General features: G+C 65.3%; 19 protein-coding genes. 9 read left to right on the top strand and 10 right to left on the bottom strand.

Features of this window, described 5'->3' with window-relative positions:
• Nucleotides 1-2: 2 nt before the first annotated feature.
• From CS1GBM3_RS05155 to cobA, 4 genes are all read right to left on the bottom strand, one after another.
• Nucleotides 3-248 (bottom strand): (2Fe-2S)-binding protein, encoded by a 246-nt coding sequence (locus CS1GBM3_RS05155; protein WP_072392284.1) that lies wholly within the window; start codon nucleotides 246-248, stop codon nucleotides 3-5.
• An 89-nt stretch (nucleotides 249-337) separates the two neighbouring features.
• A complete protein-coding gene (locus CS1GBM3_RS05160) occupies nucleotides 338-643 on the bottom strand; it encodes an ETC complex I subunit (protein ID WP_072392286.1) in 306 nt (101 codons plus the stop codon).
• Between the two features lie 89 nt (nucleotides 644-732).
• Nucleotides 733-1,383 carry a 5,6-dimethylbenzimidazole synthase gene (bluB, locus tag CS1GBM3_RS05165; protein WP_072392289.1) on the bottom strand — a complete coding sequence of 217 codons (651 nt, stop codon included), beginning with the start codon at nucleotides 1,381-1,383 and terminating at the stop codon, nucleotides 733-735.
• Nucleotides 1,380-2,168, bottom strand: coding sequence for a uroporphyrinogen-III C-methyltransferase (cobA, locus tag CS1GBM3_RS05170; protein ID WP_072392292.1), 789 nt, complete (start codon nucleotides 2,166-2,168; stop codon nucleotides 1,380-1,382). The genes bluB and cobA overlap by 4 nt, the downstream gene beginning before the upstream one ends.
• Before the next feature lie 173 nt (nucleotides 2,169-2,341).
• On the opposite strand from cobA, the gene cobU reads away from it, so the two are divergent.
• Nucleotides 2,342-2,863, top strand: a complete 522-nt coding sequence (gene cobU / locus CS1GBM3_RS05175; RefSeq protein WP_072392295.1) for a bifunctional adenosylcobinamide kinase/adenosylcobinamide-phosphate guanylyltransferase — start codon at nucleotides 2,342-2,344, stop codon at nucleotides 2,861-2,863.
• Between the two features lie 21 nt (nucleotides 2,864-2,884).
• Here cobU and cbiB read toward each other — a convergent pair whose 3' ends face one another.
• The 4 genes from cbiB to cobT form a co-directional block, all read right to left on the bottom strand.
• Entirely contained in the window at nucleotides 2,885-3,871 is a 987-nt protein-coding gene (gene cbiB, locus CS1GBM3_RS05180; RefSeq protein WP_072392298.1) for an adenosylcobinamide-phosphate synthase CbiB, read from the bottom strand.
• A gap of 70 nt (nucleotides 3,872-3,941) precedes the next feature.
• On the bottom strand, nucleotides 3,942-4,667 hold the full coding sequence (locus tag CS1GBM3_RS05185) for an adenosylcobinamide-GDP ribazoletransferase (RefSeq protein ID WP_072392301.1): 726 nt from the start codon (nucleotides 4,665-4,667) through the stop codon (nucleotides 3,942-3,944).
• Nucleotides 4,664-5,260, bottom strand: coding sequence for a histidine phosphatase family protein (locus CS1GBM3_RS05190; protein ID WP_244534556.1), 597 nt, complete (start codon nucleotides 5,258-5,260; stop codon nucleotides 4,664-4,666). The genes CS1GBM3_RS05185 and CS1GBM3_RS05190 overlap by 4 nt, the downstream gene beginning before the upstream one ends.
• A complete protein-coding gene (cobT, locus tag CS1GBM3_RS05195; RefSeq protein ID WP_072392304.1) occupies nucleotides 5,257-6,312 on the bottom strand; it encodes a nicotinate-nucleotide--dimethylbenzimidazole phosphoribosyltransferase in 1,056 nt (351 codons plus the stop codon). The genes CS1GBM3_RS05190 and cobT overlap by 4 nt, the downstream gene beginning before the upstream one ends.
• Before the next feature lie 174 nt (nucleotides 6,313-6,486).
• Here cobT and CS1GBM3_RS05200 point away from each other — a divergent pair, with 174 nt between their 5' ends.
• From CS1GBM3_RS05200 to CS1GBM3_RS05215, 4 genes are all read left to right on the top strand, one after another.
• Entirely contained in the window at nucleotides 6,487-7,482 is a 996-nt protein-coding gene (locus CS1GBM3_RS05200; protein ID WP_072392306.1) for a fumarylacetoacetate hydrolase family protein, read from the top strand.
• A complete protein-coding gene (locus CS1GBM3_RS05205; protein ID WP_072392309.1) occupies nucleotides 7,479-8,237 on the top strand; it encodes a cyclase family protein in 759 nt (252 codons plus the stop codon). Before CS1GBM3_RS05200 ends, CS1GBM3_RS05205 begins: the two co-directional genes overlap by 4 nt.
• A 169-nt stretch (nucleotides 8,238-8,406) precedes the next feature.
• Nucleotides 8,407-8,631 (top strand): hypothetical protein, encoded by a 225-nt coding sequence (locus tag CS1GBM3_RS05210; protein WP_139247797.1) that lies wholly within the window; start codon nucleotides 8,407-8,409, stop codon nucleotides 8,629-8,631.
• An 89-nt stretch (nucleotides 8,632-8,720) separates the two neighbouring features.
• Nucleotides 8,721-9,626, top strand: a complete 906-nt coding sequence (locus CS1GBM3_RS05215; RefSeq protein WP_171946425.1) for a dienelactone hydrolase family protein — start codon at nucleotides 8,721-8,723, stop codon at nucleotides 9,624-9,626.
• 9 nt (nucleotides 9,627-9,635) lie between these two features.
• Here the strand turns inward: CS1GBM3_RS05215 and CS1GBM3_RS05220 are convergent, their stop codons facing one another.
• Nucleotides 9,636-9,902, bottom strand: a complete 267-nt coding sequence (locus tag CS1GBM3_RS05220) for a hypothetical protein (protein ID WP_139247798.1) — start codon at nucleotides 9,900-9,902, stop codon at nucleotides 9,636-9,638.
• A gap of 359 nt (nucleotides 9,903-10,261) precedes the next feature.
• Between CS1GBM3_RS05220 and CS1GBM3_RS05225 the strand changes: the two genes are divergently transcribed.
• The 4 genes from CS1GBM3_RS05225 to CS1GBM3_RS05240 are packed head-to-tail and all read left to right on the top strand — an operon-like array spanning nucleotide 10,262 to nucleotide 15,789.
• Nucleotides 10,262-11,386, top strand: coding sequence for an efflux RND transporter periplasmic adaptor subunit (locus tag CS1GBM3_RS05225; protein WP_072392318.1), 1,125 nt, complete (start codon nucleotides 10,262-10,264; stop codon nucleotides 11,384-11,386).
• Nucleotides 11,387-11,395: 9 nt separating this feature from the next.
• Complete coding sequence (locus tag CS1GBM3_RS05230; protein WP_072392321.1) at nucleotides 11,396-14,530, top strand: efflux RND transporter permease subunit; 3,135 nt, start codon at nucleotides 11,396-11,398, stop codon at nucleotides 14,528-14,530.
• Between the two features lie 15 nt (nucleotides 14,531-14,545).
• Nucleotides 14,546-14,740 (top strand): hypothetical protein, encoded by a 195-nt coding sequence (locus CS1GBM3_RS05235; RefSeq protein ID WP_072392324.1) that lies wholly within the window; start codon nucleotides 14,546-14,548, stop codon nucleotides 14,738-14,740.
• 38 nt (nucleotides 14,741-14,778) lie between these two features.
• Complete coding sequence (locus CS1GBM3_RS05240; RefSeq protein ID WP_072392328.1) at nucleotides 14,779-15,789, top strand: NAD-dependent epimerase; 1,011 nt, start codon at nucleotides 14,779-14,781, stop codon at nucleotides 15,787-15,789.
• A gap of 34 nt (nucleotides 15,790-15,823) precedes the next feature.
• On the opposite strand, the gene CS1GBM3_RS05245 is transcribed toward CS1GBM3_RS05240, so the two are convergent.
• Nucleotides 15,824-18,403, bottom strand: coding sequence for an autotransporter outer membrane beta-barrel domain-containing protein (locus tag CS1GBM3_RS05245; RefSeq protein ID WP_171946426.1), 2,580 nt, complete (start codon nucleotides 18,401-18,403; stop codon nucleotides 15,824-15,826).
• Nucleotides 18,404-19,083 lie beyond the last annotated feature (680 nt).

Consider the following 19,083-nt stretch of genomic DNA (forward strand, 5'->3'; position numbering starts at 1 on the left):
GCTCAGCCCTCCCGGCAGATGTTGCCGTTCATGGCGAGATCGATGTCGTCATCGGTCGGCTTCGGGGTCTGCTGCAGGAGACCGGCCGCCGTCATGATCTGCCCGGATTGGCAGGCTCCGCACCGGGCGATGCCGCACCCGAATTTGGTTCCGATCAGGCCCTTCTCGTCGCGCAGATACCAGAGCAGAGGCTGATACGCCTCGCCGTCGTATCGGAGGTGTTGGCTGTTGAGCGTGAAGCTGACCATGGCTCGCCCCGCGTCGCGTCGATTGTCTTCGACGCATTAGAACGCGGGGAAAGTGCGATGGTTCATCCGCCGGGAATTCCGGCGCAGGATCAATGGGTCCAGGCGCCGAGGCGGCCAAACTTAAAATTGTCAGAATACGACTTGCGCACGAGCTTGCGCGGCTTGGGCTCGTCCAGCCGATAGGGAATGCCCTCACGCTCGGCGTAGGCAATCGCCTCCTCTTTGGAGGCAAACTCGAGGCGGACCTGCGTGCGCGTGTCGGCCGAGCTGGTCCAGCCCATCAAGGGATCGATCTGGCGGGGAACGGCCGCCTCGTGCTCGAGCACCCATTCCTTGGTGCGAGCCGTGCCAGACTGCATGGCGGTCTTGGCCGGTTTGTAGATGCGCGCCGTCAAAGCAGACCTCCCATCCGCGATTGGGACACGTGACGTGCATACCCTCGCCGGCGCGGCCAGACAAGAGCGCGCCACGTCGCGCCCCGAAATCAGCGGCGCAACACGAAGCCGGCGCTGTCCGCCCGCGCCTGCCAGCCGGCACGCTCGAGCTCGGGGTCCAGATGCTCCTCGACGGGCCAGCCGAGACAAAGGTAGGCGATGAACGTCCAGCTGTCGGGCACGTCGAGCGCGGCCGTCACCACGTCGGGCTCCAGAATCGAGACCCAGCCGACTCCGACCCCTTCGGCCCGGGCGGCGAGCCACAGGGTGTGGATGGCGCCGACCACGGAATAGCGCAGCGTCTCGGGCATAGTCTGCCGACCGAGCCCCGCTCCGCGCTCGGTCACCTCGTCGGCGAACACGGCGAGCTGAACTGGGGCGAGGTCGAGGCCCTCGAGCTTGAGCTGCGCGTAAAGCGCGCGCGCTTCGCCGTCATAGCCGTCAAGCGCCTCCCGGTTTGCACGCTGAAACGAGGCGCGGACGGCGGCGCGGCGACTGGGATCCTCGACATGCACGAAGCGCCACGGTTGGGAGTTGCCGACGGACGGCGCGTGGCACGCGAGGGCAACCAGACGCTCGACAAGACCATCGGGCAGTGGGCGCGCCTCAAAGCGGCGCACGTCGCGGCGCCATAGCACGAGGTCGCGGAAGGCCGCGGAGAACTCCGGCCCGAAGGTCGGCGGCTCGGGTTTTCCGGTCACGGACGCACCATGCCGGCGGCGAGCGCCGGACGCAGGCCGGCGGTGGCGCCGACCACGATCAGCGCGGGGGCCTCGACGCCGTGTGTCTCTGCATCGACGACGAGATCGGCAAGCCGCGTGTCGATGACTTTCTCGCCCTCGCTCGTTGCCTGCGAAATGATGGTGGCGGGCGTGTCCGGGTTCATACCCGCTCGACGAAACGCAGCCACGATATTCGCAAGCTGAGCCAGCGCCATATAAAGGATGATCGGTTGGCCGGTGGCCGCAAGAGCCTCCCATGCGTGGCTGTCGTCACCTTCCGCATGATGGCCGGCGGCGAGGATCACGGCGTGGTTGGTCTCCCGTGTCGTCGCCGGGAGCCCCGCGAGCGCGGTTGCCGCTAGCCCTGACGTCAAGCCGGGGACGATGCGGTACGGGACGCCGGCGCGCACGAGTGCGTGTGCCTCCTCCCCTCCTCGCCCGAACACGAACGGGTCGCCGCCCTTCAAACGCAGCACGCGGCGCCCCTTCTTCGCCTCGGCGATGATCAACTCGTTGATGTCGCGCTGGTGCGATGACGGTCTGCCGCCGCGCTTGCCGGCAAAATGCAGCTCGGCGCCTTCCGGTGCGAGGCGCAGGATGCGCGGGTCGACGAGGGCGTCGTAGACGATGGTGTTGGCGGAGCGCAGCGCATGGATGGCGAGCACCGTCAGCAAGCGCGGATCGCCGGGGCCGGCGCCGACGAGCCAAACCTCACCCGGTCGCATGTCCGGAAACGGCGGAAAGATGTCCGGCGGAAAATCCATGAAGGGCGTCCAGGTGACCCGGGTCGGAAAGCCAAAGCCCGGAGATGTGCGCGGGGCGTGGCGCCCGAAGCTCGGCCGTCAGAGCCGGTTTGGCATCGACGGCGCGGATTGAGATAGCCTTGGGGTGGAAGTCCTGTCAAACAAGGGCCGTTTCTCAAGGCCGGGCGTTCACCATGACCACCTCACTCCCCCGTCTGACCCTCGTTCTCGGCGGCGCGCGCTCCGGCAAAAGCCGCTTTGCGGAGAGCCTGGTCACGGCGCTGGCGGCGCCCTGGCTCTACGTCGCCACGGCAGAGGCCCGCGACGCGGAGATGACGGATCGCATCGCGGACCATGTCGCACGGCGCGGGCCGGGCTGGGTGACGCGGGATGTGCCGCTGAAGCTGGCAGAGCTCATTGATGAAACGGGCAACGGCGGTCAGCCGATTCTGATCGATTGCCTGACGCTGTGGCTCAGCAACGTCATGCTCGCGGGTCTCGACGTCGAAACAGAAAGCACGCACTTGGCCGCGGCGCTCGCTGCGGCGGGCGGACCGATTGTCGTGGTCTCTAACGAGGTCGGCCTCGGCATCGTGCCGGACAACGCCCTGGCGCGTGCGTTCCGGGACGCTCAAGGACGGCTCAACGCGGCCGTCGCCGCGGCGGCAGACCACGTCGTGCTCATGGCGGCCGGCCTGCCGCTCGTCCTCAAGTAGCCCTGAGGCGCGGGCGAGCTGTCAAATCCAGAGCGCGAACGGCGCGATGATCAGGGCGCCGACGCCAATGGTCGCTGCCTGCAACACGTAGGCGATACGGTAGAGGCGCAGCGCGCGCTGGATGTCTGCCGCGGTCAAATCGCGCCGACCCGAGCCCATCCAGGCGTCGTCGACGCGTTTGCCGCCGTAGCTGCGCGGACCTGCGAGCGCGATCCCAAGCGCGCCGGCCATCGCCGCCTCGGGCCAGCCGGCGTTCGGGGAGCGGTGGCGCGGGGCGTCGGTAATGGCGCAGAGCACTGCTTGCCGCCAGTCGGCACCGGGCGTCAGGCGCGCCGCGGCCGCGATCCAGAACGCGGAGAGACGCGAAGCCGGCAGGTTGACGAGGTCATCCAACCGCGCCGCCGCCCAGCCGAAAGCCAGATAGCGCTCGGACTTGTGGCCAATCATGCTATCGGCGGTATTGATCACCTTGTAGAGCGCACATCCCGGCAGGCCGCCGACGAGGAGCCAGAACACGGGGGCGACCACGCCATCGGAGAAGTTCTCCGCGAGGCTCTCGATGGCGGCACGTGAGACGCCGGCCTCGTCAAGCGTCTGCGGATCACGCCCGACGATGCGGGCGACGGCTACCCGACCAGCGGGCAGGCCACCGCTCTCCAATGCTTCCGCCACCTCTGTTACGTGTTCGTCGAGACTGCGCGCGGCGAGCAGGGTGCTCGCCAGCACGGCTTCGATCGCGAGCACCGCCAGCGTCGGCAGGACGAGGCGCAGCGCATGCCCGAGCAGCAGCGTGACCGACAGCGTCACGAGCAGCACCGTCGCCAATGCCAGGATGCCGCGCAAACGCCCTCGGGCAAACGACAGGTGACCTTCGTTCCAGACCGTCTCGGCGCGCGCGATCAGCGCGCCGATCCATGTGACCGGATGACCGATGCGTTGGACCAGCGCCTGCGGATAGCCGGCAGCGGCCTCGACGAGCAGAGCGAGAAAGGCCAGCGCAAAGGTCATCAGGTGTGTCCGTCCGAGGCTCTCGGGTTTCGCGTGCTAGCATAGCCGGCCGTCACGCGAAACAAGGCCGTCATGCTAGCAGCAGCAAGAGAAGCAGCGCGGATTCCAGAACCTCGATGCTGGCGCCCAGGCAATCGCCGCTCACGCCGCCGAGGCGGAGGCGCCAGTAGAGCGCGAACGCGACGATCAGCGGCAGCGCGCCGAGCAACAGCGGCGCGAAGTAGAGCGTCAGTGCGGCCAGCGCGGCGGCCTCCAGTGCGACAGTGCGCGTTTCGATCCCCAACGCGAGGCGGCTTGCCAGGCCCTCTGCAAGCGGCGGCAGGGCACGGCCGAGCGCGAGCGCACCCCAGCGCGCCCACGCGGCCGCGAGCATAAGTCCCGCGATCACGGTTTCGGCGGACGCGTTTCGTGCGAGAACGCCGAGCAGCACAAGCTTGGCTGCGATCTGCAGCGCGATGGCGATGGCGCCGAAGCTCCCGAGGTGGGGATCGCGCGCGACGGTGACGAAGCGCTCAGGGTTCCCGTGGGCCGCGCCGAGGCCGTCGGCGACATCGCCGAGGCCATCGATATGCAAGCCACCTGTTACGAGCACCCAGACCAACAGGCCCAACAGCGCGCCGACCCAGGGGTCGACGAGCGCGCCGGCGAGAACGGCGGCAGCCACGAGCGCTCCAATGAATGCACCGACGACCGGAAGCCAGGGTGCCGCGCCGGCGAGATCGCCTGCGCCTTCGGCTCTGCTGCGTGGGATGGGCACACGGGTGAGGAACATCAGCGCGGTGAAGAAGCCGGTCATGACCCACCCTCGGTTCGCGGCTGCACGATCTCGACGATCTCTCCCCACAGCCCGTGGCTAGGGTGCGCGCCCAGTTCAACGCGGATACGCGTTGCGCAAGCGATGCGGATGGCCCAAACTCGCTCGAGCGGGATGGCGAGCAACACCGATAGCGCCATGCGAATGGCACCTCCGTGCGTCACGACGAGCACGGGCCCGTCCCGCTTCGCAAGGCGATCCAGCGCTTCCGTGATGCGCGCGCGAACCTCGCGCATCGGCTCGCCGTTGGGTGGCGCCTGCTCGTCGGGGTTCGCATAGAACGCCGCGAACAGCGGATCTTGTGCAAGGCTGTCGCGACGTTGGCCATCCCAATCGCCGAAGTCGATCTCGCGCCAAGCCGGATCGATCTCCACAACTTGCCCCGACACGGCGGCAACCGCGGCGGTCTCGCGCGCCCGTGCGAGCGGCGATGATACGATGGTGACCCACCGGCGCTGCGCGATCTGGCGCTCAACGGCCGCGCGCCCCATGTCTGAGAGCGGAAGATCGGTGCGGCCAAGCATGACGCCTCCCGCATCCGTCTCACCGTGGCGCAGGAAATCGACGGCGGTCACGGCGGCGAGCGGCCCGACACGGCCGCCTCCTCGAACGTCGCCATGCCGTTGTGAAGCGCGCAGGCGAGGCGCAGCACGGAGAGCGCGACGGCCGCACCCGAGCCCTCGCCGAGCCTCAAGTCGAGACCCAGGACAGGGCGTGCAGCGAGTGCGTCGAGCACGGCGCCGTGTCCTCGCTCAGCGGAGCGGTGCGCATAGATGAGCCAGGGTTCGCAGGACGGGTTGAGCCGTGTCGCGGCGAGCGCTGCCACGGTGACGATGAAGCCGTCGACAAGCACGGGGCAGCCGGCCTGAGCCGCGGCGACGATGGCGCCCGACAGCGCCGCGATCTCGAACCCGCCTACGGCCGCGAGCACACGGCGCGGATCCGTGCCTGCTCCGGCGAGGTCATGGCGCCCTAACCCGGTTTCGATGATGCGGACCTTGTGCGCGATGCCGTCGGCATCGAGTCCGGTTCCGGCGCCGGCAATTTCCGCTGGCGCTCTGGCGAGCAGTGCGGCGGCAACTGCCGCGGCCGCGGTCGTGTTGCCGATGCCCATCTCACCGAAAAGAAAGAGATCGGCAGGAATCGCCCCTTCGACGGCGCGACGCCCGGCGGCGAGCGCGAAGTCGAGCTCCTCGTCCGTCATCGCCGGCTCGACGGTGAAGTCGCGCGTGCCCGGTCGCCGTTTATCGACGACGACACCCGCGATCGGCTCAGCGGCACTCGTGCCGACGTCGATTACCGTCAACGGCACGCCGAGCTGGCGCGCCAGCACCGCGACCGCTGCGCCGCCGGAGGCGAAGTTGCGCAGCATCTCGACGGTAACCGCCGCGGGATAGGCCGAGATGCCTTGCGCGGAGACGCCATGATCGCCCGCGAACAGGATGATGGGCGCCTTCTCGGCGCGTGGCCGGTCCGTTGCCTGCAGAGCCGCTAGCGTGATCGCCAGAGTTTCAAGGACGCCGAGCGAGCCCGCAGGCTTGGTGAGCGCCGCCTGGCGGGCGCGGGCCGCCGCGTCGTGGCGAGCGGACGGTTCGGGACACTGCTTTTCGAGCCAGGTTGAGGACATGAACTTTCTGCGGGATATCTTTTCTAGAGGCGGCCCAAGCCAATCGCACGCCGGGCCGGCGCGAGCAACTGCGGCCATGCGGCAGACGGATTGTTGAACGGCTTTCCATGTTGTGACAGCACACTCGCACCGATCTTTTGCCGACCGGTGCCCTGTTAACCTCGAGGAAGTCCCATGAAGCTCAGGCGGGTGAGCAATGGCGCAACGTCCCGGCTGCAGATCGCGGTCACGGACGGCTGGGTGGATATGGCGCGCGCGCTGGAAAGCCTCGGCTCCGAGATCTCCGATGAAAATGCGCGACGCTGGTCCGAGGATGTCGTTGCGCTCCTCGCTGCGCCAGCCGATGTTCGCGCGCGCCTCGCCACCGTAGCCGCGAGCCTTACCCTCTCCGAGGACGATGGACATACGCCCACCCTGCCGTTCGCGCCGCGCTCGTTCCGTGACTTCATGCTCTACGAGAGCCATGCCATCGACGCGGCGCGCGGGTTCGTCCGCTCGTTCCTGCCGCGTGCGTGGGGAATCGTGCGGGCCTACGAGGCCGTTCTGGGGCCGCCGTTTCCACCACTCAAGCCGCACCGGCTCTGGTACCGGCAGCCGATCTACTACATGGGCAATCATCTGGCGTTCGTGTCGGATGGCGATGTAGTGCTACCATCCTATACTCGCGCGCTCGATTACGAGCTGGAGCTGGGCTTTGTACTTGCTCGCGAACTCTACGATGCCGATCCCGCTGAAGCGGAGGCGGCCATCGGCGGCTTCGTGGTCGTCAACGATTTCAGCGCGCGAGACGTACAGCACGACGAGATGCGCTCCGGCTTCGGGCCACAAAAGGCCAAGCACTTCTGCAACGGCATGTCGGCCATCATGGTGAGCGCCGACGAGATCCTGCCGCGCTGGCGCGATCTCAATGGGTTCGTGCGCATCAACGGCAAGCTCATTGCCACGCCGTCGAGTGCAGACCCGCCCTGGTCTCTCGGCGAAGCGCTCGCGCATGCCTCACGCTCGGAGCGCCTTCGTCCCGGCGAGCTGTTCGCGACGGGGACACTTCCCGGCGGCAGCGGCATCGAGACGGGACGGCTACTCGCCGTCGGCGACGTGGTGGAGATCGGCATCGAGGGCATCGGCACGTTGACCAATCGCATCGTCGACAAAGATGGACGCACAGCATGAAAGTCATCGATCTCTCGAAGCCCGTGCGCTTCAACCGTGACGATCCGTTCTTCATGCGGGTCAAGGTCAAGCACAAGCCGCACCGGCTCGCAAAGCTGCTCGTGCGTCTCTTGGGCCTGCCGTTCCGGCTGTTTCCGCGCGACTTCGTGGGCTGGGCCGACGATACGTTCAGCATGGGTGTGCACGCGACGACGCACATCGATGCGCCGTGGCACTACGGACCGACCTCCGCAGGCGAGCGTGCGCAGACCATCGACGAGATCCCGCTCGATCGCTGCTTCGGTCCCGGCGTCGTGCTCGACCTGACGCACAAGGCGGACGACGATCCGATCACCGTCGCCGACATGGAAGCGGCCCTCACCAAATCCGGGGCGACGCTCACAGACCGCACGATCGTTCTCATTCGCACCGGCCGCGACCGGCTCATGGACACAAAGGCGTTCTGGAAGACGGGCACGGGCATGAGCGCGGAGGCGACCGAGTGGCTCCTCGACCGGGGCGTCACCGTCATGGGCATCGACCAGTGGGGGTGGGATCTGCCGTTTCGGGCCCAGATCGCCAAGGCGCGCGCCACGAACGACGCCACCCTGTTCTGGGAGGCACACCGCGTCGGGCAGCGGCGCCCCTATTGGCACATGGAGCAGCTGACGAACCTCGGCGCCCTGCCGCCACACGGCTTCGAGGTGGCCGTGTTTCCGTTGAAGATTGTCGGGGCGTCGGCCGCGCCGGCGCGGGTCGTCGCGATCGTCCGCTGAGAGATTATCTCGCAACACACTGATTATGCAGGAATTGCTCTCAAATTCGGGGACATCCGAGACCTTCGCGCGGCTGGGGTTCTAAACAAAGGGGCTGCGGATCGGGAATTTTTCCCTATAATGCGGGATATTATCCCATAACAAAAAATCAGTCCGCCGCAGGCTCTGCATGAAGTCCCCTAAGCCCGAACCCGTGCACACGCAGCTCGACCCCAGCCATCCCAACTACGACGCGATCCTACTCAAGAGGTCGCGACTCGAGGCGCACCGGCGGCGGCGGCTCGAGAACAGCGGAGAGCTGGCGCCGCGCGACTGGGGGAAGGGGAAGCCGGCAGCCAAAACCGTGAAAAAGCCCCGCGCGGGTAGCAAGGGGCGCTCGACGAGCAAGGCCTGACCGGGGCGCACACGGCGCTCACGCTTGAACCCGTGACGGGCGGCCCCATCTCTCCCCTGACGCCAGCCAGATTGGGGAGGTTTTCGGATATGGCTCACTCCACCCGCTCCGACGCGGATCCCGATGCCGCCAATCTCGCGGCCGACATGCAGAGCCTTTTTCCAAAGTTTGAGCCGTCGCGGCGCGAGGCCGTGCTGACAACACTGGCCACGGGGTTTGCGCTCGCGACGCAGCCGGTGGCGGCCGAGACGACAATCACCACCGATACCCAAGGCCTCAAGGCGGGCGAGGTGCAGATCGACGCTGCGGATCGCAAGATCCCGGCCTATCGCGCCAACCCCGCCACGGGCGGCCCGTTCCCGGTCGTCCTCGTCGTGCAGGAGATCTTCGGCGTTCACGAGCACATCAAGGACGTGTGCCGCCGGCTTGCGAAAGCCGGGTATCTCGCGATCGCGCCGGAGATGTACGTGCGCCAGGGAGACGTCTCCAATCTCAAGAGCATCGACGAGATCCGCGCGGTCGTGGCGAAGGTGCCGGACGCGCAGGTGATGAGCGATCTCGATGCGGCCGTTGCCTATACCGCGACCTCGAATGGTGACGTAGCGCGCCTTGCTATCACGGGCTTCTGCTGGGGCGGGCGGATCACATGGCTCTACGCGGCGCACAATCCCAAGGTCAAAGCCGGCGTGGCCTGGTATGGGCGCCTCGTAGGTGAGGCATCAGCGTTGACGCCGAAGCATCCGGTCGACGTTGCCGAAGATCTCAAGGCGCCGGTGCTCGGTCTCTATGGCGGCGCCGATCAGGGCATTCCGCTGGACACCGTGGCTACCATGCGTGCGGCTTGCGAAAAAGCCGGCAAGACCTGCGAGATCGTCGCCTTCAAAGATGCGCCGCATGCGTTCCACGCCGACTACAGACCGAGCTATCGCGCCGAGCCTGCCAGGGAAGGCTGGTCACGGCTTCTCGATTGGCTCAAGCGGCACGGCATCTCGTAGACCTAAGAATTACAGACCGACCGTCAGCAGACCTGACCGCGATTCAACGCTGTAGGTTCCGTGGAACGGCTGATCACACAGAGGCCCGGAGCAGAATGTGCCCTTTAGATCGAAGTCGAAGCCGTTCCCCATCTCGATCATTTCGGCGATCCGCGCTTCGACAATTTCATTCTCTGTGCGGAACATGACGCTCTGGCCGCGCTCGGGATAGAGCAATGCCCATTGCAGGGCCGGCTTGTCGGGTCCGTCTGTGACGGTCACGGACTTGTCAGTCATCGGCACCTCCATGCATTCGGTAACGCAAGGCGAAGAGAAGGGTTGCGGAGACCATTGATGCTTCGGCCGCATGTCCGGAACCATTTGGACGGGCCGGACGTTCGTCTCGCATCACGGCTCACCCTCGGCCGTGTTTCGTTCCCTCCCCTTGACCCCCGGGTGCCCCCTCCCCCGGGGGTTGTCGTATTGTATGATGCACGTCGGTCTCTCCCCGTGAATCAAGACGCGGCGATGCATGGCAAAGCGTGGCAAAACTCACCAGTTTACTCAAACATAGTTACCGCGTAATACGTTGGTCTTGTCCTGCCGTTAAACGACCGTGCCCCCTTCGGTCTTCCCTCCCACAACTGGACTCCACCATGCTGACATTGCCCCGTCTCGCTGCAGCGCTCCTTTTCGCTGGCTGTTTGGCCCAAGCAGCCGCCGCGCAGGCACCCGGCGGTACGCCGCCACCGCCGAGCGTGATCGTGGAAACGGTGAAGCTCCATGACGTGGCGGAAGAATCGACGTTCACCGGCCGCGTGCAGGCGATCGACAAGGTTTCAATCCGCGCGCGTATCGACGGCTTCCTTGCCAGCCGCGGCTTCGACGAAGGCAGCGAGGTGAAGCGCGACCAGATCCTTTTCACGCTCGAGCGCGCGCCCTACGAGGCGGCTCTCGCTCAGGCCGAAGCGGGCCTCGCCAGCGCTCGCGCCGCTCTCGAGCTCGCTCAGGCCACTTACGATCGCACGAAGGAACTCGCCGGCCGGGGCACCGCTTCTCTGTCGGCTCTCGATGATGCGACCTCCAAATTGTCTCAGGCGCACGCCGAAGTGCGTAACCGCGACGCGGCCCTGACAAAGGCCAAGCTGGATCTCAGCTACACTGAAATCCGCGCACCGATGGACGGGCGGACCGGCCGCGCGACGTACTCAGTTGGCGAGTACGTGAGCCCATCCAGCAATCCCCTGCTCACGCTCGTGCGTCAGGATCCGATGTACGTGGCCTTCCCGGTGCCGCAGCGCTCGTTGCTCGCTGTACGCAAGGAGGGGCTCACCGCGGAATCCGTCGTGGTGCGGCTCAGACTGCCTGACGGCAGCACCTACGATCAGGACGGCACGATCAAGTTTTCGGAGCCGCAAAGCAATACCGGCACCGACACGGTGACGGTGCGTGCCGAGATTCCCAACCCGCAGCGCTTGCTCGTGGACCAGCAGATCGTCGGCGTCAGCGTGGTCGCAAAAGAACCGGATCATAAGCTCATGATCTCTCAGGCGGCTATTCTGCTCGATCAGCAAGGCGCCTACGTGCTGGCGGTGACACCCGAGAACAAGGTTGAGATCCGCCGCGTCGAGGTGGGCGAGCAGCGCGGCCCGCTGATCATCGTGAAGGGCGGGCTCGCCGAGGGCGATCGCGTCATCATCAGCGGACATCAGAAGGTTCGGCCAGGCATCGTCGTCGAGCCGAGTGAATTCCAATCGGGCGCTGGCCTCGAGCAGCAATAGGGCGGCGTCATGATCTTCGACCTTTTCATTCGCCGTCCCCGCCTTGCGATGGTCGTGTCCATCGTGATCACGCTGGCCGGCCTCATTGCCATGCGCGTCATCCCGGTAGCGCAGTATCCAGAAATCGCGCCGCCGACGGTGCGTGTCAGCGCGACGTATGCGGGCGCTGACGCCGAGACGGTCGAGGAAAGCGTCGCGCAGCCGCTCGAGAATGCCATCAACGGCGTCACCGACATGCGCTACATGAAGTCGACGTCGGCCAACGACGGTTCCTACTCTCTGACCGTCTCGTTCCTGCTCGGCACCGATCCGGACATCGATACTGTGAACGTGCAGAACCGCGCCAATCTGGCGACGGCCAAGCTACCCGAGGAGGTACGCCGCACGGGCCTCACCATCGCCAAGGTCTCGACGGACCTCCTGCAGGTGTTCCTGTTCTACTCGCCCGAGGGCGACAAGGACGGGCTGTTCCTGTCGAACTTCGTCACGCTCAACATCCTCGACGAGATCAAGCGCGTGCCGGGTGTCGGCGATGCCTCGATCTTCGGCGCACGCGACTACTCGATGCGCATCTGGATCAATCCGGAGCGGCTCGCGAACTTCGACCTCTCGACGCAGGACGTGATCGCGGCGGTCCAGACCCAGAACGTCCAGGCGGCGGCCGGCCGCATCGGCGCGGCGCCCTTGTCGCCCGATCAGCGGCTGCAGCTCACGGTGACCACCAAGGGGCGCCTGACCAGCGTCGAGGAGTTCGAAAACATCATCGTCCGGGCACAGAGCGACGGCTCGTTCGTGCGCGTGCGCGACGTGGCCCGCGTCGAGCTCGAAGCAGCGACGTTCGACAGCGAGGCGCTTTACAACGGCAAGCCGGCGGCACCCGTCGGTGTCTATCTCTCGCCGGGCGCGAACGCGGTCAACGTGGCGACGGCGGTCTCCAAGCGGCTCGATGAGCTCCGGACGCGCTTCCCGGCCGGCGTGGAGTTCGCCTACGTCTACAACACCGCCGACTTCGTCTCAGCGATGATCGACAAGGTGATCGACACGCTGATCGAGGCCTTCGTACTGGTCGCGCTGGTTGTCTTCGTGTTCCTCGGGCGATTGCGGCCTACGCTGATCCCCTTGATCGCCGTGCCCGTCGCCATCATAGGCGCCCTCGCCGTGCTCTACGCCATGGGCTACTCGGCGAATACCATATCCCTGCTCGCACTCGTGCTCGCGATCGGCATCGTGGTTGACGACGCCATCATCGTGGTGGAGAACGTCGAGCGCGTGATGCACGAGGAGCCACATCTCACTCCGGCAGAGGCAACGCACAAGGCGATGACCGAGATCGCGGGGCCCGTGATCGCGATCACGCTCGTGCTGCTTTCGGTGTTCGTGCCGGTGGCGTTCCTGCCCGGCTCGTCGGGCGTGCTGTTCCGCCAGTTCGCGATCACGATCTCGGCGGCCATGGTCATCTCGGCCATCAACGCGCTTACGCTCTCGCCGGCGCTTTGCGCGATGCTGCTCAAGCCCGGCCACCCCGTCGGCATCATGCAGCGGATCACCGGCGCCATTGACCGCACGGCTGAGGGCTATGCGAGCGTCGTGCGCCGACTCGTTGCCGTTTCATCCGCAAGCATCGTGGCGCTCATCCTGATCTGCGCTGCGACCTACTTCATCTTCGCGCGCACGCCCTCCGGCTTCCTCCCCGACGAGGACAAGGGCTTCATCATCACCGTCGTCAACTTGCCGGCGGGCGCCTCGCTCAACCGTACGGCCGAGGCTGCCGCGAAGGCATCGGCTATCGTTCGCAACGATCCGGCCGTGGAGACGGTCACGACCGTGCTTGGCCTCGACTTCCTCGGTGGCGGCTCGGCTTCGAATGGCGGCGTCATGTTTGTGCGCCTCAAGCCGTACGAGGAGCGCACTGCGGCGAATATGCACTCGACCGTGGTGGCCCGGCGGCTTACCGGCGCGCTTGCCGGCGTGCCCGACGGCAACATGATCGCGCTCAATCCGCCCTCGATCTCGGGCCTCGGCCAGGTGGGCGGTTTCGAGTACGTGCTCGAGGCATTGCAGGGGCAAAGCCCGGCCGACATGGCCGCCGTCATGCGCTCGCTTGCGGTGAATGCGAACCAAAGGCCGGAGCTTGCGGCCGTGTTCTCGACGTTCGAAGCCGAGACTCCGCAGATCCGTCTGGACATCGACCGTGACAAGACGCGTGCGCTCAACATCACGCTGTCGGACGTGTTCGCAGCACTGCAGGCCACGCTCGGCGGGTACTACGTCAACGATTTCAACTTGTACGGCCGCACCTGGACGGTGCGCATGATGGCGGAAAGCAAATATCGCAGCTCGATCAACGATATTTCGGCCATCTACGTCAAGAACGCCGCCGGTGAGATGACGCCGCTCGCGAGCATCGCCGATGTTCGCCTCGACGTCGGGCCGCGAACGATCACGCGCTACAACAACTATCGCGCAATCTCCATCAACGGCAGTCCCGGTCCGGGACGCGGCCCGGGCGAAGCGATTGAGGCGATGCAGGAAGTGTCGGCGCAGACGCTGCCTGACGGCTATGCCTATGAGTGGACGGGGCAAGCCCTGGAGCAGATCGAATCCGCGGGGCAAACTACCATCGTGCTCGGCCTGGCGCTGGTGTTCGCCTATCTGTTCTTGGTCGCGCTCTATGAGAGCTGGATGATTCCCATACCTGTGCTGCTGTCCGTGGCCGTATCGGTGTTGGGTGCCATCGCGACACTTTGGGTGCTCGGTATGAGCTTCACCCTCTACGCACAGATCGGGCTCGTGGTGCTGATCGCGCTCGCGGCGAAGAACGCGATCCTGATCGTGGCGTTCTCCATCGAGCGGCGCGCGGCAGGCGACTCGCTGCTCGAGTCGGCGGTCGACGGGGCGCGGCTGCGCTTCCGGCCGGTCATGATGACCAGCTTCGCGTTCATCATGGGCCTCGTTCCCCTGGTGATCGCCAACGGCCCCGGCGCGGACAGCATGATCGCGGTCGGCGTGCCCGTGCTCGCCGGCATGCTGGCGGCGGCGCTGTTCGGTATCTTCCTCATTCCAATGCTTTATGTGGTATTCCAGCGCCTGACAGAGGGGCGGCGCGGAAATGCCGAGGTTAAGGACGTCACGCCCAGTCCCTAGACAGAGTGCCCCACCATGCTGAACTGGCTCGTTCGACCGATCATGTACGTGGCCGCCATCATCGCCGGATGGTTCGTGGCGCAGGATTCGGCGAACTTCGGCGTCGTCCAGCTCGTCATTTCCGTCCTGCTGGTGACGGGGCTGGTCGCGATCGCCACGTTCTGGACGAATATCGTCGCATGGCTACGCGGCTGGCGCGTGCCGAAGTAAGCCGGCGCAGTGTCCTTGAAACGGATTTGGTTTGACGCATGAAAGTGCTCGTTACAGGCGCGGCCGGCTTCATCGGAGCCGCAACCGCGCAGGCGCTTCTGTCGCGCGGCGATACCGTGGTCGGGCTCGACAATCTCAACGCCTACTATGACGTCTCGCTCAAGCGAGCGCGTTTAGCGCTGCTCGAAGGTCAGCCCAACTTTCAGTTCATCAAATGCGACCTCAAGGACCGCGCGGACATGGAAGAGGTGTTCGCGGTGCACAAGCCGGAGCGCGTCGTGCACCTCGCGGCCCAGGCCGGTGTTCGATATGGCCTCGAAAATCCGCACAGCTATGTCGATTCCAATCTCACCGGCTTCCTGCACATTCTCGAAGGCTGCCGGCAGCATGACATTGCGCACCTCGTCTATGCCTCCTCCTCGTCGGTTTACGGTGGCAACACCAACATGCCGTTCAGCGTGCACGACAACGTCGACCATCCGCTGAGCCTCTACGCGGCCACCAAAAAGGCCAACGAGCTGTTGGCCCACTCCTATTCCCACCTCTACGGACTACCGACGACGGGGCTGCGCTTCTTCACTGTGTACGGGCCGTGGGGCCGGCCCGACATGTCGCTGTTCCTATTCACGCGCCGCATTCTGGCGGGCGAGCCGATCGAGGTGTTCAACTACGGCCAGCACGCGCGCGACTTCACCTACATCGACGACATCGTGGAGGGCGTGGTGCGCACCCTCGACAGGATCGCGCAGCCTGATCCCGCCTGGAGCGGCGACGATCCGGATCCCGGCACCTCGAACGCACCTTATCGGCTCTACAATATCGGCAACAACCGGCCAGTCGAGCTGATGGATCTCATCGCAACTCTCGAGACGGCGCTCGGGCGCAAGGCCGAGAAAGTCATGGCGCCGCTGCAGCCGGGCGACGTGCCGCGCACCTGCGCCGACATCGACGCGCTGGTGGCGGATATCGGCTTTCAGCCGAAGACGCCGATCGAGGACGGCGTGCAGCGCTTCGTCGCCTGGTACAAAGGCTATTATGGAATTGCGTGAACGAGGGCTAGCCGCACGCGCGCCCCTCGCACGCCTAGAACGGAACGCTGCCCTTGAGGCTGGCGCTGTTCTGGGCTGTGTCCTCGCCGAAGCGACCGTCGTACTGCACGCGAAGAACGGCCCCTCCTGCGTTGATGAGATCAACACCCGCGCTCACGTCCGCGAGCACGTCGTCGAGGGCCGTCGCGATGGTGAAGGGACCGACGCCGGCGGGTGCCGTTGCAAAGCTCGCCGCCAAATCCAGGCTGTCGCCGGCGCGCCAGGTGACGCCGGCGCGCAGGAATGGCCGCAGCACGGAGAGCTCGCTGAAGCGCATCTCGCCGCCGATTTCGAGTGCCGGCGAGACGGCATATATCGTGTCGCTCGTGCCTCCGACGGTCAAAGCCGCGCTGCCGCCTCGCTCTGCCACACCGTCGGCATCGATGTAGGTGACGGTTCCATCGACCAGAGGCTTCAGGTACCAACTGCCCTGGTCGAGCAGGACGGCCGCGTGGAGCCGCCCGGACGCGTAGTTGACGTCACTGTCGCCCGTGGCCGTGTCGTTAAAACCGCCAAAGGCGATCGTGCGGCGGGTATCGAATGCGCTCCAGCCGCCGGACGCCGCGGCGGCGAGGAGTAGTGGGCCAGGGTTGTATTTGACGGCCACGCCGAGGTGGGCGCGATCACCGTCGGCGGAAGCCCGGGGCCCTGCGTCGAGCGAGATGCTGTCATAGCCTGCCGCCAGAGCAAGGCGCCAGTCCGTTGCCAGCGCCAACTGCACGCCGCCCGAGAACGACCCCACCGTGCTATCGGCTCCAACGTTGTCTGCGGTCGCGTCGAGATCCAAGAAGCGCGCCCGTCCGCGGGCCCAAATGCATTGACCCTGGCGAATAAAGGCGGCGCCGCTGCCATCCGCGACGGAACAGCTCAGAAGGTCCTGCGAGAACTGCTCGGCCGCAAACAGTGTCTCGATGTTGGCGTAGCTGAAGAGCTCGGGTGACAGCTGGTCGAGCGCGTCCACCAGTGCGGCTTGCGTCGGCAGCATGGTGAGCGCCGTGGCGACCGGGATAAAGCCGGGGCTGTTGCCCGCCGTCTGGATGGCATTGATGTTCTCGGCGATGGCTGTCTGATTGGCATTCAGCGCGCCGTTGCCGCGAAAATCGATGGCGACTTTCAAGTAGACGTCCTGCCCGTTGGCGTCGAACACCACGTCGTAATCGACTGCTGCCGTGTCCGCTACCGAGATCCCGTTGTCGACAGCGCCGCCCGCCGCCTGCAGAATCAGAAACTGCCGCGTCAGCCCTCCGCCGGACAGGAAGTTGATCGGGGCGGCAACGACCGTTCCGGCAAGCTCGGCGCTTCCCATGACATCGATCACGTCGGCGTTCGTCGTGCTCCAATCGACGTCAACCGTGTACGTTCCCGCTGCCGATTGCACGAAGTCGCCGAAGAGAAGCGACGTCTGGATCGCGCCGGTTCCGCCCGGCGTCACGTCACCGTCGTTGGTGAAGGTATTTCCCGCGCCGAGGTAGGCGTAAGCACCCGACTGATATGTGCCGCCGACCTTGTTGTTGAACCTGTTAGCTCCGGCGCCGAGGTCGACGTTCCCGACGATGATGCCCGAATTGTCGAGGGTTTCGTTTCCGAAAGCACCTCTAACCGCAAGCCCCGAGAGCGCCGATATCGTGCCATGATTGGTAATCGTATTGTCGTTACCATTGTCTATGCCGACGCCGTATCCAAAGCCCGAGCCGCCAGTCACGGAGCCGGACAAGATATTGATGGCGACGTCGCCGGCCTCTGCACCGCTTCCGAAGGCTAGGCTCCTCGCAAAGATTCCGATCCCGTTGGTGTTCAATGCCGAAATCGAACCGGTACTGTCGATGGTGACATTTCCAGCTTGGGCGCTGGCCGTACCCGCCCCTGATGCGTCGGCGTAGGTCTCAATAAACATTCCCACACCATTCTCGCCCGCAACCGTGACGTCGCCGGTCTTTACCTTCAACGCGCCGCTGGTTGCGGTCGCATCTCCGTTGTCGGAGATCGCTGAGACGCCACCAAATACATAAAGTCCGGTTGATTCAGCTCCCTCCATTACTATCGGGCCGGCGGTGACAACGATATCGCCGCCAGTCGATCCGGCGGGACCGGTGCCGGAGGTGGCGCTGTTCACGGAGCTATACACGACGATGCCTGTCGATTTAGGCCCGGTCGCCTTCACCGCGCCGCTCGTCACCGCCACGTTGCCGCCAGTTGCAATTGCGCTCTCGCCTGCGGATTCAGCGAGTAGTCGAGCCTCCAAGCCGTAGGAACCCTCTCCGTGCGTGATGACGGTACCGGTGCTGATAATTTCGATATCGCCCGCGGTCGCTGCGGCAGATCCAGCGGCCTTGCTGAAAGCCCAGCTGTTCGCCGATATGCCGTGCGCCCGGGTGCTCTGGGTTTCGATGCTCGCGCTCGTGATGGTTACGTCGCCACTGGTCGCGCTGGCATCGCTGGCGCTTGAGACGGCCTCGGCCACGGTGTAGGTGCCAATACCGAAGGAGTCATCTCCTTGTGTCGCGATAGACCCATTGTTCGTGACGCTGATATCGCCGCTGCTCGCGTCTGCTTGGCCGCTGGCCTTGACTGACACGAAGCTTTCCGCCGCGATTCCCATCGCGGAGAACCCGTCGGTCAGGATGCCCCCGGTGCTGTCGATGGAAACGTTTCCATTCGTAAGCGCGGCATCGCCGATAGCTGCAAGAACCTGGATAGACTCCGCCCAAATGCCGGGTGCGTAGAGTCCTAGCGTATGCCCTTGCGTCGAGATCCCGTGTGGACCCGTATTGCTGATTATCGCAATCGGACCGCCGGCCCTTCCGAAATAGATGCCGGGTACGTCTGAAGCTGGGGCAATCGGCTGGTTCAGCGAATGGACATTGAGCGTTGCGAAGCTAGCGGGAACAAAAATCCCGTCGGCCTGATTGCCTGTGCAGGTGAGAATTGGCGGGGCGCTTGTACAGGGATCATTCGCGCTCGCCGGGCCTGCAAAGGCTAAGCCGATGCAAAAGGCAGCGAACGCCTTAACCGAAAGGAGAAGACCAATGCCTCTTTGGCAGTGCGGACGGGCTAAGCCGATCGCACAAAGCCGCGAAAATATACGCCGCGACACGATACGCCACATAACAACACGCATGAACAAAAGACGATAAAGTCTTTGCTGACACTACGCTCAGCTAGCGGATAATCTAGCCCCTCCTTCATCCAGTTTCTTAATAGCGGCGCTTAGATGCTATTGCGCAACACCCTCTCGCGACCAACGCGAGTGAGCTG

Source organism: Hyphomicrobium sp. CS1GBMeth3 (assembly GCF_900117455.1).
Lineage (GTDB): Bacteria > Pseudomonadota > Alphaproteobacteria > Rhizobiales > Hyphomicrobiaceae > Hyphomicrobium_C.